The 16760-nt window shown below is 65.0% G+C and carries 16 protein-coding genes, 1 tRNA gene and 1 pseudogene; 1 reads left to right on the top strand and 17 read right to left on the bottom strand.

The annotated features are described in order from the left end of the window. The 9 genes from Q0Q36_RS23295 to Q0Q36_RS23335 form a co-directional block, all read right to left on the bottom strand. The coding region (locus tag Q0Q36_RS23295; RefSeq protein WP_293801919.1) for an ATP-binding cassette domain-containing protein at positions 1-309 on the bottom strand (309 nt) is incomplete at its 3' end. Next, the gene (locus tag Q0Q36_RS23300; RefSeq protein WP_293801921.1) at positions 306-959 is read right to left on the bottom strand and encodes an amino acid ABC transporter permease; all 654 of its coding nucleotides are present in this window, start codon (positions 957-959) and stop codon (positions 306-308) included. The genes Q0Q36_RS23300 and Q0Q36_RS23295, both read right to left, overlap by 4 nt. A 2-nt stretch (positions 960-961) precedes the next feature. After that, complete coding sequence (locus tag Q0Q36_RS23305) at positions 962-1600, bottom strand: amino acid ABC transporter permease (protein ID WP_293801923.1); 639 nt, start codon at positions 1598-1600, stop codon at positions 962-964. A gap of 75 nt (positions 1601-1675) precedes the next feature. Beyond that, entirely contained in the window at positions 1676-2434 is a 759-nt protein-coding gene (locus tag Q0Q36_RS23310; RefSeq protein WP_293801925.1) for an ABC transporter substrate-binding protein, read from the bottom strand. Positions 2435-2734: 300 nt separating this feature from the next. Beyond that, a complete protein-coding gene (locus tag Q0Q36_RS23315; protein ID WP_293801927.1) occupies positions 2735-3877 on the bottom strand; it encodes a mandelate racemase/muconate lactonizing enzyme family protein in 1143 nt (380 codons plus the stop codon). Positions 3878-4599: 722 nt separating this feature from the next. Then, entirely contained in the window at positions 4600-5211 is a 612-nt protein-coding gene (locus Q0Q36_RS23320; RefSeq protein WP_293801929.1) for an aldolase/citrate lyase family protein, read from the bottom strand. Positions 5212-5424: 213 nt separating this feature from the next. Then, on the bottom strand, positions 5425-6048 hold the full coding sequence (locus Q0Q36_RS23325) for a TetR/AcrR family transcriptional regulator (RefSeq protein WP_293801931.1): 624 nt from the start codon (positions 6046-6048) through the stop codon (positions 5425-5427). A 93-nt stretch (positions 6049-6141) separates the two neighbouring features. Next, positions 6142-7155, bottom strand: coding sequence for a threonine/serine dehydratase (locus Q0Q36_RS23330; protein WP_293801933.1), 1014 nt, complete (start codon positions 7153-7155; stop codon positions 6142-6144). A 973-nt stretch (positions 7156-8128) separates the two neighbouring features. Continuing rightward, positions 8129-8800 carry a DUF2846 domain-containing protein gene (locus Q0Q36_RS23335; RefSeq protein ID WP_293801935.1) on the bottom strand — a complete coding sequence of 224 codons (672 nt, stop codon included), beginning with the start codon at positions 8798-8800 and terminating at the stop codon, positions 8129-8131. Positions 8801-8826: 26 nt separating this feature from the next. Between Q0Q36_RS23335 and selD the strand changes: the two genes are divergently transcribed. Further along, positions 8827-9903, top strand: a complete 1077-nt coding sequence (gene selD / locus Q0Q36_RS23340; RefSeq protein ID WP_293801937.1) for a selenide, water dikinase SelD — start codon at positions 8827-8829, stop codon at positions 9901-9903. Between the two features lie 6 nt (positions 9904-9909). Here selD and Q0Q36_RS23345 read toward each other — a convergent pair whose 3' ends face one another. The 8 genes and pseudogenes from Q0Q36_RS23345 to Q0Q36_RS23380 all read right to left on the bottom strand — a co-directional run. Then, the gene (locus Q0Q36_RS23345) at positions 9910-10293 is read right to left on the bottom strand and encodes a hypothetical protein (protein ID WP_293801939.1); all 384 of its coding nucleotides are present in this window, start codon (positions 10291-10293) and stop codon (positions 9910-9912) included. Between the two features lie 76 nt (positions 10294-10369). Further along, positions 10370-10465 (bottom strand) — tRNA-Sec (locus tag Q0Q36_RS23350). Positions 10466-10570: 105 nt separating this feature from the next. After that, positions 10571-12385 (bottom strand): annotated as a pseudogene (gene selB, locus Q0Q36_RS23355) (selenocysteine-specific translation elongation factor); the annotation flags it as partial. After that, positions 12382-13131: a tetratricopeptide repeat protein gene (locus Q0Q36_RS23360; protein ID WP_293801941.1), complete on the bottom strand. Its 750-nt coding sequence runs from the start codon at positions 13129-13131 to the stop codon at positions 12382-12384. The pseudogene selB and the gene Q0Q36_RS23360, both read right to left, overlap by 4 nt. Then, positions 13118-14524 carry an L-seryl-tRNA(Sec) selenium transferase gene (gene selA, locus Q0Q36_RS23365; protein ID WP_293801943.1) on the bottom strand — a complete coding sequence of 469 codons (1407 nt, stop codon included), beginning with the start codon at positions 14522-14524 and terminating at the stop codon, positions 13118-13120. Before selA ends, Q0Q36_RS23360 begins: the two co-directional genes overlap by 14 nt. A 25-nt stretch (positions 14525-14549) precedes the next feature. Next, positions 14550-15470 (bottom strand): formate dehydrogenase accessory protein FdhE, encoded by a 921-nt coding sequence (fdhE, locus tag Q0Q36_RS23370; protein WP_293801945.1) that lies wholly within the window; start codon positions 15468-15470, stop codon positions 14550-14552. A 66-nt stretch (positions 15471-15536) separates the two neighbouring features. Then, the gene (locus tag Q0Q36_RS23375; protein ID WP_293801947.1) at positions 15537-16232 is read right to left on the bottom strand and encodes a formate dehydrogenase subunit gamma; all 696 of its coding nucleotides are present in this window, start codon (positions 16230-16232) and stop codon (positions 15537-15539) included. Then, positions 16216-16760 (bottom strand): formate dehydrogenase N subunit beta transmembrane domain-containing protein (locus Q0Q36_RS23380; protein ID WP_293801948.1); only part of this gene is annotated, 545 nt, incomplete at its 5' end. The genes Q0Q36_RS23375 and Q0Q36_RS23380, both read right to left, overlap by 17 nt.

Genomic DNA, 16760 nt, shown 5'->3' on the forward strand with positions numbered 1-16760 from the left:
CGCCGGCACAAACGCAGGCGCTCCACTGGATGGTTTTCTCACCGCCGTGCACAGGTTGAACCTCTGGAAGACCATCGAGACTTTACGGCGAATAGCGACGAAGCTCTCCGCGTCGGCCCGCAGGCCCGCGACGCGAATCTCGCCGTCCTGATAGGTCTCAAGCCCGTTGATGCAGCGCAGGAGCGTCGATTTGCCGGAGCCGGAAGGGCCAATGATGCAGGACACCTTTCCTCCCGGCAGGGAGGCCGAAATGCCTCGCAGCACCTCGACGGGGCCGTACGACTTTCGAACGTTGTCGAACTCGATCATCTTGCGGCCTCTTTGGAAAGTCTGCGCTCGAAGTACCGGATGAAGAAAATGAACGGCACGCAGATCGAAACGTAGAGCAGCGCGGCCTGGGAGAAGACTTCCATCGTCCTGAAGGTTTCGGATGCGAGGATCTGGGCCTGCCGGGTCAGCTCCGCGACGGTGATGACGGCGCAAAGGCTGGAATCCTTGACCGCCATGACGATCGAGTTTCCATAGGGCGGCATGAAGTAGCGCGTGGCCTGGGGAATGATGACACGCCGCATCATCAGCGCCTTGCTCATCCCGAGCGAAACGGCTGCCTCGGATTGCCCCCTGTCGATCGCCTCGATCGACAGCCGCATGTTTTCCGCCATGTAGGGCGCATGCGCGACGGCCAGGGCGATGATGCCGGCGACAATCGGCGACAGGGCGATACCAAGGGCCGGCAGGGCGAAATACACGTAATAGATAAAGACCAGCGTCGGGACGCCCCGCAGGACGACGACAAGCACGACGTTCAGGCGCTTCAAGAACCCGAAGCCAGTCCATCTCAGCATCTCCAGGCAGAGGCCCAGGGCGGTTGCCAGAGCGATCGCGGACAATGCGATGACGATCGTCAGCTTCACGCCGGACAGGAGATTGGGCAGGAAGCCGAACAGCGCCTCCGTCATGGTCACCTCCGCTCCATTCGGCGAATGAGGATGATCAACGGAATGCTGATCGCGATGTACAGCAAGGCCAGCAGGGTGAAGAGCTCGATGCTCTTGTAGGTGGCCTGGACCAGCAGGAACGCGGTGCGGGACATTTCGGGGACCGCGATGACTGAGGCCAGCGAGGTGGTCTTCAGCATCATCACGACAATGTTGGAGTAGCCAGGCAGCGCCGTCCGGACGGCCTGGGGCACGATCACCCGCCTCGCGATCACGAGCGGCGGCATCGCCAGGGACGTGGCGGCCTCGACCTGTCCGGTGTCTACCGCCAGGATGCCGGCGCGAAACACCTCGGCCATATAGGCCGAGAAGGCTAACCCCAGGCCGGCAACGGCCGCCCAATAGGCCGGCAGGGTGACGCCGATGCTCGGCAGCAGGAAATAGATGTAGAAGATCTGCACCAGGATCGGCACGCCGCGGATGAACAGGACGTATGTGCTCGCCGCCTGCGACAGCACCGGGATGCTGCTCCAGCTCGCCAGTGCCAGGAGTAGGCCGAGCACCGTGGCGACAGCCAACGACGCCAACCAGAGCAGCACGGTCATGCCTATGCCGCTGTAAAACAGCGGCAGGTATTGCAGGACATCCGTTAAAGATTGCACGTACTGCTCCAGATCCGAAAAAACATTGCTCCGCCCGCTTTATTCAGGAGGCGGAGCCAAGGCCGGACAGGTCGATCAGGGAGCGATGTCGACGGAAAGGCCCCATTGCTTAATGAGGGTCTGCAGCGTGCCATCCTTCTTGATCTCGGTCAGGATCGGGTTGATCTTGTCCAGAAGCGCTCCATCACCCTTGCGGACCGCGAAGGAGTAGTAGTCCTTGGAAAAGGGCTTGAAATCCTTGACCCACTCGAATTTGTACTCGGGCTTGTCCTTCATCATCTGGTCGACGATGGGCATATCGACGATGGCGGCATCGATCCGGCCTAGATTGAGGTCTCTCACCAGATCCTGGATCGTGCTGTAGAGCTCGAATTCGATTCCGTTCTGGCGGGCGCTGGCGATGATGTTGTTGCCCATGTTGGTGCCGACTTTGACTTTCTTGACGTCATCGTAGGTGACCAGCTTCTTCGGATTGCCCTGGGGAACCAGCAATCCACAGTAGAAGCTGTACAAAGGCACCGCGAAGTCGACGACCTTCGCTCGCTGCTCGGTAATGGCGAACGAGGACGTGATGATATCGATCCTCTTGCTTTCAAGAGCCGGCACGAGGGACTGGAAGTCGAGCGTCTGCAGGTCGAACTGTAACTTGCCACGCTTCGCCACCTCGGCCGCAATGTCGAGCAGGAAGCCGCGCATCGTGTTCGTTTTCGGATCGAGGAAGTTGAACGGCACGCCCGTTGGGGTGGCTCCGTTCTTGAGGACCTGCGCTTGGGCGGGGACGGCGGCGAGTGCCAGTACGATCGCTGCACCGCACAGCAAAGACGTCAACTTCATTCTCTGTTCCTCCCTGGATTGAGATCGTTCCGATAGTCATGGGCAGTATGTGAAACCGCGTGGACGTTGCTGCGGGGCGCGCACGCTTCGCGGCGCGTCATTGCGGCAGAAGACGTCGATCAGCTTCCTCGCGACCCTATAATTTATACCCCGTCCATCTGGTATAGTAATAGGGTCATTCTGCTGTCAAGACCGCGCCTTTCGGCCGGCCGGCCGGACCAAGGCTCCGGACGATGCCCAGAGCCACGCCGGCCCCTGGGAGTCGCCTTCGCGCCTGTCTGACGTCGCCTGTGCCGTCGATCAGAGAGCCGGAACCCAGGCTTGGCGCTGCCTGTATTTCTCGTGTGCCCTGTTCACGGCATCCCAGTTCAACTCGAACCCGTAGCCGGGCTTCCTGCTAACCGGCAGGAATCCCCTCGAGGGCTTCAGGCTCGGAGACTGGATGAGGTCCTCGGCGAGCAACTGCCACATGATCTGATTGGCATCGTCGAGGTTCGAGACCGTAGCACCGACCTGGTTCGCCATGCAGGTCGTGATGCCGGTCTCGAAGATTCCATGGATATTGATGCGGACATTGGCCGCGGCAGCGATGCCGGCGGCCTGACGCCATCTCAGGGCGCCGCAGGTCTCATGCAGTCCGAGCACGATCGATTGAACGGCATGACTGCTGCACAGCGCAAAGACCTCCTCAGGCAGATACACGCTCTGGTCGGCAGCCATCGGCATGCCGGCCCCCTGCAGGCGCCTGAAGCCATCGGGCCCTGTCGTGCCCGGAATCGGCTGCTCCATGATTTCGATATCGAAGGGCTTCAGCCGCTTCATCATCGTGATCGCCTGCAGCGTGTCCCAGGCCTCGTTCGCGTCCAGCCGAAGGCGAACATGCGGCGCGGCCTCCCGGACGGCCTTCACGATTGCCAGGTCCAGATCGTTGCCCCGCCCCACCTTCACATAGAGGACGGGATAGCCCTCCTTGACCAGCTCCTCGGCGTGACTGCGAAGCTCATTGGGAGTGTCCCCCTGCACGAAGCCGAAATATCCGACCTCGTCGCGCACGGCGCCCCCCAGGACGTTGCAGACGGGCTGCCCCGTCGCCCTGCCGATGGCATCCCACGCTGCGAGTTCGATGCCGGACATCGTGCGCGAGAACATCCGGTACTGGCTCCCCATGCCGCGCGCCTTGAAGCCGGTCATGAAGTAGTCCCAGATCAGCTTGTTGGTGTCGTAAACCGACTTTCCGATGAAGTGCGGAATTGCGTCACGCAGGATCGCGAGCATGGGTTCGATGGTCGGGCCGACGCCGGACTCTGCAATACCGATGACACCGTCTTCCGTCTCGATCTCGATCAGCACGATCGGAGAGGACAGCGTCACGCCATCAGCCCAATGGTAGTCGTTCTTGAAATGGCAAAGGAGCGGCGTGGTGCGGATATCCCTGATCTTCATCTCGGCCCTCTCAGATTTACCCCTCAGTGGCGCTCTGACGGGATGCGTGGGTTATTGCCGAGTGCGCGTTGGATCCAGGCAGGAAAGACTCGCTTCGGAAGGAGCCTTCAACCAGCCAGGCTGCCTGAGCCAAGGCTGCCCGCGGAGGCACTCGTTCGCATCGGGGGCACCTGGAATTAAAACAGACCATTTGGTACAGTAAATTGACAGGGGCTTACGCTGTCAATGAGAAAGCGCCTCTTATCGCCACGCTCTACAGCGCGATGGAAATCGGCCGCGCGGGCCGGAAAACGCTTCATTTCAAACGTGAGGGGCCGCGGTCGGGGCGTGGCGTGGCCTCCGAGCGTGAGGCCGCGCGCTAGCATTATCGTCGCGCTGCGCAAGCGCTCGCCGCCTGCCACGAAATCATCGTCCTGAAGCCGACGCGGTCGACGGGAGCGCCTCGCGCCTGACGGGGATGGCGAAGAGGGTGGAGACGGGGCGCATCAAGAAATCGTCGCCGTCTCTCTTCGACGCCGGAGATATCGGGCACGGCAAGGCCGGCATTCACGCCGTAGAGAGGGGCGCTGCGTGAATGCACTGCATCAAGGGGCGGGGGCGGCAGAAGCGGCTTTGTCGATCAGGGCCGTGCAAACGCGACGCCACGACCCGTCAGCTCGGCAGGAACATCCTGACGCCAGATTCGGGTTGGCGTCGCCGGTCAGGAGATCTGTCGAGCGAGCTCAGCCGATAGCGCCTTTCAGCGCGTCCACCGTCGCACGGGCACCCCTGGCAATGAACACGGCATCCCCGCCGACGGTGACCAGGCCGAAGCCAATGTCGAGCATCCGGGCGGCATAGGCCGGGTCCATCGTGTGGATGGCCGCGAACCGGCCCCGCTTGCGCGTCTCTTCCACGATCCGGCGATAGATCGAAAGAAGGACGGGATTGTCGGTGTCGAAGACCGGCGGCAGGCCGAGAGAGAAGGCCAGATCGGTTGGGCCGACATAAACGCCGTCCACGCCCGGTACGTCGAGAATGGATTCCAGGGCCTCGACCGCCGCGGAGGTCTCTATCATCGGCAGCGCCAGCACCTCGTCGTTGGCGAAGGCCTGATAGGGCTGCGTCTCGGCATAGTCGGCCGCCCGGTTGGGCCCATTCGAGCGTTGCCCGGCTGGCGGATAGCGGCAGGCGGAAACGAATGCGCTCGCCTCCTCGGCGCTGTTGACCATTGGGCAGATGACGCCCCAGGCGCCGGCATCGAGCGCCTTGCCGATGATGCCCGGCTCGTTGGTGGGCACACGCACCATCGGGGTCACGGGGAAGCCCGAGATCGCCTGAAAGCACTGCACCATGCTGGCATAGTCCTGCACGCCTGCTGCATGTCGACGGTGAGGCTGTGCCAACCGTGGCGCGCCATGATCTCGGCTGAATAGCCGCTGGGCAATGACAACCAGCCATTGATGGAGCGCTGGCCGGCGGCGAGCCTGGAGCGAAGAGCGTTGCGCATGATCTGTCCGGAGTTCGACACGGTTTGTCGTAAAAGGTATTTGGCAGCGGGAACCCGGCTATTTGTCCTGCGCCGTACCGTCCAACGCAGTCTCGATCTGGGCACCGTCAGCGAGAGCCAGCAGGATAGTCTCGATCTTCACGCGCTCCTCCGCGGTGAAGGGTGAGCGACCGGCGAGCTCCATGAACCAGAGCCCCTCGGTTGCCAGATAGACCACCGCCGTCCGGTTGAACCCTGCGCCGCTGCTCATCTCGTCGAAGCGAGCGCGACGGTATTTTTTACCCTGCTCAGCGTCCCACAGGCCTGACACCATCATCTTGGCGCTGACGTTGTCGGATTTGGACGAGTTGCGCAGGGAGGCGATGGTATTGCCTTTGAGCTCCCGTGCTGGGCTTGCGGGAAGCGCCTCGATCGCCGACTGGCGAGCGGCGCGGTAGCGCGCGATCAGCTGCTCAGTGATCTCTTGGAAGAGCGCTTCCTTGGAGGGGAAGTGGTAGAGCAGCCCCCCTTTGGAAGCCCCTGTCCGTTCAGCGAGAGCCTCGTAGGTGAGCGCCTGGACGCCGCCCTCCGCCACGAGATCCAGAGCCGCATCGAGCAGGACCGCCTTCATGCTGGGGCGGCCGCGCTTCTTCGCGGGCTGTTCGGCGACAGAGTTCATCGGCTTGGCGTTACGACCGGGCATGCGCACTCAAGGATTGTCTCATCGAATCGTCGGGTACCGGCTGTTCAGATAACTTGGCACGAGGCAGGTCCATACGACCAGTCCAGCGGCGCGCTAGATCTCCAGCGCGCGCCGATAGAGTTCCGCGTCGACATTCGAGCCGGAGGCCACAACCGCGACGGTGCGCCCGGCCACCGGCACGCGGCCGAACATGGCGGCTGCCAGCGCAGCCGCTCCCCCCGGTTCGACAACGATGCGGAATTCCTCGAAGGCGAGGCGCATGGCCTGCATCACCTCGTCGTCGCTGACGCTGACGGCACCACGGACATGGCGGAACGCGATGGAGAAGGTCAGGTCGCCCATTGTGCGCGCGGTCAGCGCATCGCAGATCGAGCTGTGGCCCGGCTCGTTCGCGAGCCGCTCACGGGCGGCGAGACTGCGGGCCAGATCATCGAAGCCCGCTGGTTCGACGCCCCACATCTCCGTTTGCGGCGACAGGGCATGTGCTGCGATGGCGCAACCGGCCAGCAATCCGCCGCCGGAGCAGCCTATCAGCATGGCATCGGGCTCGGGAGCTCTCATCTCGGCGGCCTGCTCGACGACTTCCATCGCCAGCGTTCCCGCTCCGGCGATGATGCGGCGGTCTTCGAAGGGCGAGACCATGGTCATGCCGCGTTCGGCCGCGATCGACTGACACAGGCTCTTGGCATCGACGGCGCGCCAATCGATCAGCCGGACCTCCGCGCCCCAGCCGCGGGCGCGCTCGACCTTCGCAGCGGGCGCCGTTTCAGGCATGATGACCAGCGCCGGGATGCCGAGGCGCGAAGCTGCCCAGGAGACCGCCTGCCCATGATTGCCGGAGGAGTAGGCGACCACGCCCCTGGCACGATTTGCTGTCGGAAGGCCCGCGATGAAGTTCAACGCGCCGCGCGCCTTGAAGCTGCCGGTCCGCTGCAAGCCTTCCGCCTTCAGCAGCAGGCGCCCTCCGATAATGCGGTTGACCCTTTCGCTTTCGAAGAGCGGAGTGCGCACCAACTGGCCGCCGGCATTGGCCGCGGCGTCACGGATTTCGGTGAATTCGGGCGGCTGAAGATAAAAGTCGCGAGCCGCGTCGAAAGTCTGGTTCATGAGGCAATCACCTAACCCTGCACACCGGCGGGGAGCCTTTTCGTACTCGCAGCGTGACGCCGAACGGGCTCTGCTTTCTGGCCGCCCCGCTGCATGTAAATAATATACCGTACATACGGTTTTATGCCTGTGGCGTCAAACGACGCGAAGCACGGCTGTCAGCTAATTTGCGGAGATGCAGTGGGCGTGAATGCGCGCCCTCCAGCCGCATTTGTGGGCCCATTTGGGCCGTAACGTCATCAGTCCAGATAGAATGCCGGAAAGCGGACATCTCCAACGACCGCAACGGGCCAGAAATGGATGTTGCTGTGAGCTTGAAATCGAGATCCAGTCGCCTGTGAATGGAGGGCGGCGCGATGATGGGCGAACAGCAGGTGGCGCAGGAGGCGCTTTTTTCTACGAGTTCAGCTTTTGGAGCGGCATGTCGGCGAAGCGAGATAACCATTATGGAGGGTGGCCGGCAGAGCATCGTCGTTCGCCCGAGAGCGGGGCGGTCCCCGGCTGGGAAATCGTGTCAATGATACCGCCGGTTTGATTGGCGTCGGGCGAAAGGCATGCGACGCACCGATCCGCGATAGGCATATCGCCCCGCCCGGTTCGGCCGGCCACACTGATTCTATGTGCCGACCCCGACCGCCTTACCGAGAGGTTGCCGGAGCAACGGAAGGGGCGAAAGCTGATCGTTGTGATTTTCGCGGGCCCTGCGATACTACGGCAAGTGGGAAGCCCAACGACAGAGGGCATCGTTTCGATTTGTTGGCTGACTGGGAAAATCCAATAATCAATATCTTTATATATCGGGATTAGCAGCCGTCAGCAGGCCGTGAATGATGGTCGGCAGCCCCGATCCATCCTTCCCGCTGCCACTGGTATGGCCGACGGACGAGCCATGGCGACAAGGGCCCTGCGAATATGGCCGCAAGGCCCGAATTCATCCGCTCGAACGATAACGGCAGCGACGCTTGGTGGTTCTCTATTGAGCGCCGATGAATTTCATATCTGTAAGGTCGGATCGCCCCTGCTCAGGGTACACAACCTCCGGTTTGATGCGCCCAATAAAAATGCCCAATCCGATCGCCGTCTTCACGTACTTGGTCTCGTTCCTCGCGAGGTGAAAATTGACCGTATTGGTCACTTCCGTGGTGGTCGAGACGCGATAGTCGCCTTCCGGCTTGTCGACGTAGAAGAAGCCTCCAGGTTGAGATTTCCCGACAACTTCATCGTTCAAATGGATATTCGGCTGAACTGCCCATCCCGGCAAATCATTGTTTCTATAAAAGTAGATTCGTCCGTTCTGTGGGTTAAGTTTCGGGATTGAGGACGAAACCTCTGCGAATTCTCGACCGGTGGCGCATGCTCCAAGGGACAGCGAAACGAGCATCGCTGCAGCCACATTCTTATTCATAATCTTCCCCCAGCCCGATTCGTGGACGCCCCAGAATATGTATTGTTCTAGCTGGCGAGTTGGCTGTCCATCGGCGCCAAGCCCTCGTTCCACCAAAGGAAGCGTTGACGCCGCGAGCCGATGCGGAAACGATAGGGCATGCTTGCTGCTGTGGCTCCCGCGTGCCGGGGCGCTAATCGGCCGGGTCTGCGACTGCGGCGCGACCGCGCGACGGCCTCCGCCTTGCCGCAGCGTCGCCAAGCTCTTGCCTCCCGGAGTTCTCGACGATGAATCAGACGAGCCCGCTGGCTGCGACGGCGCCTGCGCAGCCGCCGCGCCTCACCAGCCTCGCCCATGGCGGCGGCTGCGGCTGCAAGCTGGCACCTGCCGTGCTCCAGCAATTGCTGGCCGGGCATCCGGCCGCCGGCCCCTACAGCCAGCTCCTCGTCGGTACCGAGACTGGCGACGATGCGGCGGTCTGGCGGGTCGATGACAACACCTGCGTTGTCGCGACCACCGACTTCTTCATGCCGGTCGTCGACGATCCCCGCGATTTTGGCCGCATCGCTGCAACCAACGCCATCTCCGACGTCTATGCCATGGGCGGTAGGCCGATCATGGCGCTGGCCATCCTCGGCATGCCACTCGACAAATTGCCGATCGAGGTGACCCGCGAGATCCTCAAGGGCGGCGCCTCGATCTGCGCCGAAGCCGGCATCCCGGTTGCCGGCGGCCACTCGATCGACGCACCCGAGCCGATCTACGGGCTCGCGGTCATCGGCCTGCTCAAGCCCACGAATCTGCGCCGCAACAGCGGCGCGAAGCCGGGCGACGCGTTGATCCTGACAAAGGCGCTGGGCGTCGGCATCTATTCGGCCGCTTTCAAGAAGAGCGAACTCTCTGCGGCCGCCTATGACGAGATGATCGCCTCGACGACGCTGCTCAACCGCATCGGTGCCGAACTGGCTGAAGACGAGGCTGTCCATGCCATCACCGATGTCACCGGCTTCGGCATCCTTGGCCATGGCCTCGAGATGGCGCGCGGTTCCGGCGTCACTCTGAAGCTTCGGGTTTCCGATCTGCCGTTCCTGTCGCAGGCGGAACGTCTGGCGCAGGAGGGCAGGGTGACCGGCGCCTCTCACCGCAACTGGGCGAGCTACGGCGAGGGCGCGGTGCTGCCGGCGAACCTGCCGGACTGGCAGCGTCACCTGCTGACCGATCCGCAAACGTCGGGCGGCCTGCTGGTCTCCTGTGCCGCCGAGCGGGCCGAAGCCGTGCTGGCGCAGATCAAGCAGGCGGGCTACCCGGCGGCGCGGATCATTGGCACGGTGCAGGCAGGGCCGGCGCAGGTCGTCGTCGACTGACAGGCTTCAGCGCGCTTCCTGTACTTCGAGATTCCGGCCCCAGACGTCGAAGAAGGCGCCCTTGTTGAGGACGAGCCGGTCCTCCCGCAAGGCCGCTTCCAGCTCGCGCAGGCGATCGCGGGCAAGGGCATCCGGCACGAGCCCGCTCTCGCCGCCGCGGGTCGGGAAGAAGGCGGCGCCGTCCCAGTTCACGCCGGCGCCGCGCAGCATCAGCACGATATCGCCCCAGTCGATCTCGTCGCCGACCACATGGACGAAGGTCGAGCGCAGCGGCTCGACCTTGGGCTCGGCGATCTTCACCAGCACGATCAGCGCCGTGAACGGGCCCTTGCGGAAAAGCTTGCCGAGCCAGCGGTCGAAATCGGTGCCCAGGCCTCTAGACGGCGGCATGCGACAGGCCGGACAGGCAGCGGGCGACGAAGGCGAGGGGAGGCAAATCCATAACCGTCATGCGCCCTCACGGAATTGGCGGAAGAGAATGGGAGTCGAACCCACCAGAGACCGTCTGACGGCCCCTCCCGGATTTGAAGTCCGGACGCCCCACCGGGGACGCTTCTCCTCCATCGCTCAAGCCGGGCGGCGGCCCGAACAGGTCGAGCCGCCGCCGGTTGATGCGCCTCAGGTCGCCGCGGCGGATGGTGACGCCGTGGCGATCGAAGAACTCGAGAATCTGGATAGCGACCTTTCGGCCGTTGTCGAGCCTGTCGCGGAACTGGGCCGCGTTGAAGCCATCAGGATGAAGCGCGGCGAGATCATCGATGATCCCGACCATCTCGGAGAGCGTGCCGCGCAGGAAGAAATGGTCGAGCGCGACTTCATGGACATCGCCGCGCCGCCCGGTGAGCCGTAGCAGGCGCCGGATCTCCTCCTCGGGGCGCCCGAGCAGATGGCCGATATCGCGCACGCGGGGCGGCCGGAAGCGCTCGCTATCGGCGATCAACGGCGAGACCTTGGCCCAGAGTGCCTCGTCCTCCGGCAGGAGCCGGGCTTCATGGCCAGGCCGCCTGAGCCATGACCCGGCGGGCACCAGCACGCCCTCATCCTCGAAGCGGTCGAGCGCCTGCCGGAATAGCGGCGCCGGCCAGCGTGGTGCGATGGCGAAGCGCAGTCGCGCCAGCCCGATGCCCGGCAGGTCCGGATGCTCCGCATGGAACGCATCGAGCCTCTCGGTCGCGGCCAGTGCCAGCGCCTGCCAATGCGCTGGCAGTAGCGCGAGCGGGCCGATCCTGATCAGGCAGAGCCGGTTCGTCAGGTTTTCCGCCGCACCGGGGCCTAGCACGCGGTCGCGGACGAAGCCTTCGAGGTCGGCATGATACGGTGACGCCGAGAGCAGGGCCTGTAGCGCTTCCGCGGCGTCGGGCTCGCGGTGCGCGGCGAGCTGCGCCAGGCGCTCCGAACTGCGGCGCCGACGTTCCGGTGCGCGCAGATCGAGGAAGCGTCCGCCGCCGATCGTGCGCGAGGCACTGGCATCACGCAGCACGAAACGGTCGAGCGCCGCGGCCGCAAGCGGCTCGTCGAGCACGAGCTGGATCAGGCCGTCCGTGCCGGGCGCGATCTCATTCCCCAGCAGCACGACGCGGGCGCCGATCTCGGCTGCTGCATGATGCAGACGGACCGGCTGCCACATCGTCAGCGCCTTCTCGCCGGGCAGCAGAGCCACCTCCGCATCGATGCGTATCGTGGGGGCGTGGAGCGCCGGCGCCAGCACCATCTGGCCATGCCGGATCGCATCCTTCGCGATGCCGGGGCCGGCGAGGTTGAGGGCGCAGCGCTCGCCGGCGAAGCCGCGCTCGGCCGGGCGGTTCTGCGCATGGATCGAGCGCACCCGTGCCGACAGGCCGCCGGGCGAGACGGTGACGCTGTCGCCGACTGCCACGCTGCCGGACAACACCGTTCCGGTCACTACCGTTCCAGCGCCCTGCAGGGTGAAGCAGCGGTCGACCGCGAGCCGAAAAGCACCGTCGCTTTGGCGCGCATGGCTTTCGCGTGCCTGCGACGCAAGCAGAGCGGCCAGTTCCGTCAGGCCGTCTCCCGTCAGCGTCGAGACGGGCAGCATCGGCGCTTCGGCAAATGGACCTGCCGCCAGCAGCGCCGCAATCTCGGCCTCGACAGCCGCGATCCGCTCGGCATCGACCAGATCGGCCTTGGTGATCGCGACGATCGCCTCGTTTATTCCGAGCAGCCGGGCGATGGCGACATGCTCGCGGGTCTGGGGCATCACGCCGTCATCGGCTGCGACGACCAGCAGCAGCAGGTCGATGCCGGCTGCGCCGGCCAGCATCGTATGCACGAATTTCTCATGGCCGGGCACGTCGATGAAGCCGACGACCGAGCCGTCGGCTTGCGGCCAATAGGCGAAGCCGAGCGCGATCGAGATGCCGCGCGCCTTCTCCTCCTTCAGCCGGTCGGTATCGACGCCGGTCAGGCGCCGGATCAGCGAGGTCTTGCCATGGTCGATATGCCCGGCGGTGCCGATGATCATGGCGCCGCCTCTGCGGGAGGAACGGCGGCGCGCGCGGCCTTGAGGAAGGGCGCCGCGAGCGGACTGCCCTTGCCCTCGGCCGCGAGCAGAAGGCTGAGCGCACGCTCCGCATCGGCCGGCACGCCCTGGCCGAGCAGGGTCGCGGCGCCGAGCATCGCTTCGGAATCCGGGTCGCCGGCCGTCATGCCGCGCTGCCACCATTGCGCGGCGGCGTCGGCATCGCGCTCAACGCCGAGGGCATCATGATGCATCATGCCGAGCCGGGTCATGCTGGTCGCGATGCCGGCCTCTGCCGCGGCCTGCGCCCAGCGCAAAGCCTCGGCGCGGTCAGCCGGAACGCCGCCTTCCAATAGCATCCAGGACAGCATGTCCTGTGCCGGGGCGTCGCCCTGCTCGGCGGCGAGCCGATAGAGCCGCATCGCCTCGGCATCGCTTTGAGCGACGCCTTCGCCCTTGAAATGCAGGGCGGCCAGATTGCGCTGCCCGACCGGATCGCCGCTTTCGGCAGCGAGGCTCAGCCAACGCAACGCCAGGGCCGGATCGCGCGCGACGCCGAGCCCTTCGGCGAAACAGGCGCCGATATTGTTCTGCGCCCGCCCGATTCCGGAATGGGCGAGCGGCCCCCAGATCGCGAGCGCTGCCGCATGGTCGCCGCGCTCGACGACCGCCGTGGCCTGGGCCATCTTTGCGGCGACATCGTCATCGGCTGGCCCCCCTCGGCCGAAAAGGCGCTCAAGCCAGCGCATCGGGCGTCTCTGGCTTCAGCGCATCGAGCTGCGCCGTGAACAGCGCCTCGTCCTCCAGGCAGCGTAGGTCGAACATGAGCGCGCCTTGCGTGATCCGCCCGATCATCGGCACCGGCACGGCGCGGAAGGCGGCCGCCAGCTTCTCCACGGCGGAGCCGGCCGCCTTGCCGGCAGGGCGCAGCGCGAGGCCGGCGCTGGGCAATGTCTCCAATGGTAATGCGCCGGAGCCGATCTGGCTGGCGCAGTCGATGGTCTCGACCGTCCAGCTCGTGCCGACCGTGTCGGCGAGCCGTGGCTGGAGGCGCTTCGCTAGCGCGCGCAGATCGTCGACGGTCCGCGTGAACAGCCGGAGCGTCGGCAGGCGCTGCGCCAGCCGGTCCGGATCGCGATAGAGCTTGAGCGTCGCCTCCAGCGCTGCGAGCCGGAGCTTGTCGAGGCGCAGCGCCCGCTTCAGCGGGTTCTTCGCGAGTTTCGCGATCAGATCCTTCCGCCCAGCGACGATGCCGGCCTGCGGGCCGCCGAGCAGTTTGTCGCCGGAGAAGGTGACGAGATCGGCGCCGCCTTTCAGCGCATCCTGGACCGTCTTTTCCTTACGTAGGCCCCAGCGCGAGAGGTCGATCAGCGTGCCCGAGCCGAGATCGTCGACGAAGGGTAGATTGTGCTGGCGTGCCAGCTTGGCGAGTTCGGCCGGCTCGACCTCGGCAGTGAACCCCTGCACCACATAATTCGAGGTGTGGACCTTCATCAGCAGGCCGGTCTCAGGCCCGATCGCCTCGGCATAGTCCTTGAGATGGGTGCGATTGGTGGTGCCGACCTCGCGCAGGGTCGCGCCGGCGCGCGCCATGATGTCGGGCATGCGGAAGGCGCCTCCGATCTCGATCAGTTCGCCGCGCGAGACGATCGCCTCGCGATCCCTGGCGAGCGTGTTGAGCACGAGCAGCACGGCCGAAGCGTTGTTGTTGACGAGGATCGCGTCCTCGGCGCCGGTCAGTTCCTTGATGAGGCCCCGGACATGCGCGTCTCGTTCACCGCGGCTTCCGGTCTCGATCTCGTATTCGAGATTGGTCGGCGCGCGCATCGTCGCGACCACGGCCTCGATCGCCTCTTCGGCTAGCAGGGCGCGGCCGAGATTGGTGTGCAGCACCGTGCCGGTCAAGTTGATCACTGGGCGCTGCGAGGGCCGCTCCCGCTCTTCGAGCCGGTCTAGCGCCAGGCGGCCAAGCCGCTCCATGGAGGTAGGTTCAGCCTGGCCGCCGGCCCGCAGTCGCTCGATCACATGCCGGATCGCGTCCGTCGCAGCTGTCCGCCCATAGCGCGCGATGGCAAGTTCGCCATTGGGGCTGCGTAGCACGGTATCGACCGATGGCGGGCGGACAAGTTCGGGCTTGTTCATCAGGCTCCCTCCGGGAGACGCTTGATCAGTATCCGAGCAGGAATGGGTTCACTCCCGCGCGGCGCCAGCCGGCCTCTGTCACCAAGAGGTCGAGGCCGAGGCTCGCGACATCGTCCGCTACCGGCTCCAGTTCCGGAGCCTTGCGGCGATTCAGGATCTTCACATAGGTCCGGCATTCGTCGCAGGTCTCGGCCTTGATCGTGTCGGCGATGCCCTCGATCTCCTGATAGGCGATGCCCTTGGTCGAGCCGCAGGTGACGCATTTCACCCGGACATGATTCCATTGCACCGCGCAGAGCGAGCATTGGACATAGCGCACGCCCTCGACATGGAGGTCGGCGACGACGGCGCTCGCCACGGGCGGCCCGCCGCAGCACGGGCAGACGCCGTCGGCGACCGGCTGGGGCAGGGCAGGGTCGATGAGGGCGCTGCGCCGGGCCGCGACGACCTGCAGGGCGGCGGCAGCGAAGATGTGCTCGGCCACGGCCTCGACCGGCACCGCATCCGTCAGCACGGCGGCGAACATCGCCTGTCTTGCCTCGGGCTCGGCCGCAACGGCCCGGGCAAGGGCAGCGCGGGCAATATCCGGCATGGCGATATCGGTCAGCAATGCGGCGAGCCGGTCGAAAGCCATCGAGACGGCCGGATCGGAGGCCAACTCCTCGCGCGGCAGCACCGGCATTGCATTGCCGGCACGGAATCGCAATTCATGCAGAGAGGGCGGGGCGGGCGCGTCAATCGCTCCGGCCAGAGCCGCCTGCGCTCGGCTCAATCCGGCGAGGAAGCCGAGATAGGCTTCGAGCTGGTGCCCTGGCGCCAGTGCTGCGAAGCGCTCGGCGCGTGCGGCAAACAGCCTCGCAGGTTCCGGCAGGCGCACGAAGGGCGGCTTGTCGCGCTCCGGCGTACCGACATCCTCGAAGGTAACAAGGCCCGGATCGTCACTCATCTCATGTCCTCTCGAACCGCACGGGTCACGGGAGGCGGAGCGGCCGGGGCCGCACCGCAGTCGAAATCATTCGGCCGGGCCGACGCCGTGATGGCGCGGCGGCGCCTGGCGCTCGTCGATCACGCCCTCGCGCGCTTCCTTGCGCAGCCAGAGCCGGTGGTGGCGGAAGGCCCAGCCACCCGTCACCTTGCCCTCGGTCATGGCGCTCATCGTGCCACGGACATAGAAGCCGGCATAGATATGCACGATGACGACGAGCAGCATCGCGATCGCCGCCAGCGCGTGCAGGATATGGCCGAAGCGCTGCTGCTCGATGGTGAAGCTCGCGCCGAAATACTCGTACCAGATCATCAGGCCTGTCACGAACAGGACGAGGATGAGCAGCGTCATCAGCCAGAAGACGATCTTCTGGGCGCCATTGTACTTGCCGATCTCGGGCAGGTTTTCTTCATGCCCGGACATGACGTCGCCGATCTGGCGCATCCACTGCGTGTCGACCCTCGCCCAGAAATTGTACCGGACCATCTGGACGAACAGGATCGCGAAGCTCACCAGCAAGACGACGCCGATCCACGGGTGCAGCGCGCGCGTGTTGGAGCCGCCGCCGAACAGGCCCGACAGGAAGAACAGCGCCGGATGGAACAGCGCGGCCCCGCTCAGCGCGAGCAGGATCAGCGAGAGCGCGGTCACCCAGTGATTGACGCGCACGCGGCCGGGATAGCGGTCGACGGTGGTGCGCTCCTCCTCACGCCTTACGGCCACGGGCAGCCTCCTCGTCGATCAGATGCTCGGCTTCGCGATCCTCCGCGCGGCTGACATCGTTGCGCCGGGCCACGATGCCGTGGACGAAAGCGAAGGCCGCGGCGAAGCCGATCGCCGCCATGCCGGCATATTTGGTCAGCCCCTTCCAGAGCTCGACCACCTGGCTGATTCGGGGATTGTTCGGCAGGTTGGCGTAGAGCTGCGGCTGGTCGGCATGGTGCAGGACATACATCACATGCGTGCCACCGACGCCGGGCGGATCGTAGATGCCGGCATTCTTGAAGCCACGCGACTTCAGGTCGGTGATGCGGGTCTGCGCATAGTCCAGCATCGCCTGCTTGGTGCCGAAGGTGATGGCGCCGGTCGGGCAGGCCTTGGCGCAGGCCGGCGCCTGGCCGACCGAGACCCGGTCCGAGCAGAGCGTGCACTTATAGGCCTTGTGGTCGGCCTGGCTGATGCGCGGGATGTTGAACGGGCAGCCCTTCACGCAATAGCCGCAGCCGATGCAGTTCTCCGAGACGAAATCGA

It is taken from the genome of uncultured Allobosea sp., from assembly GCF_945957345.1.
Classification (GTDB): Bacteria; Pseudomonadota; Alphaproteobacteria; order Rhizobiales; family Beijerinckiaceae; genus Allobosea.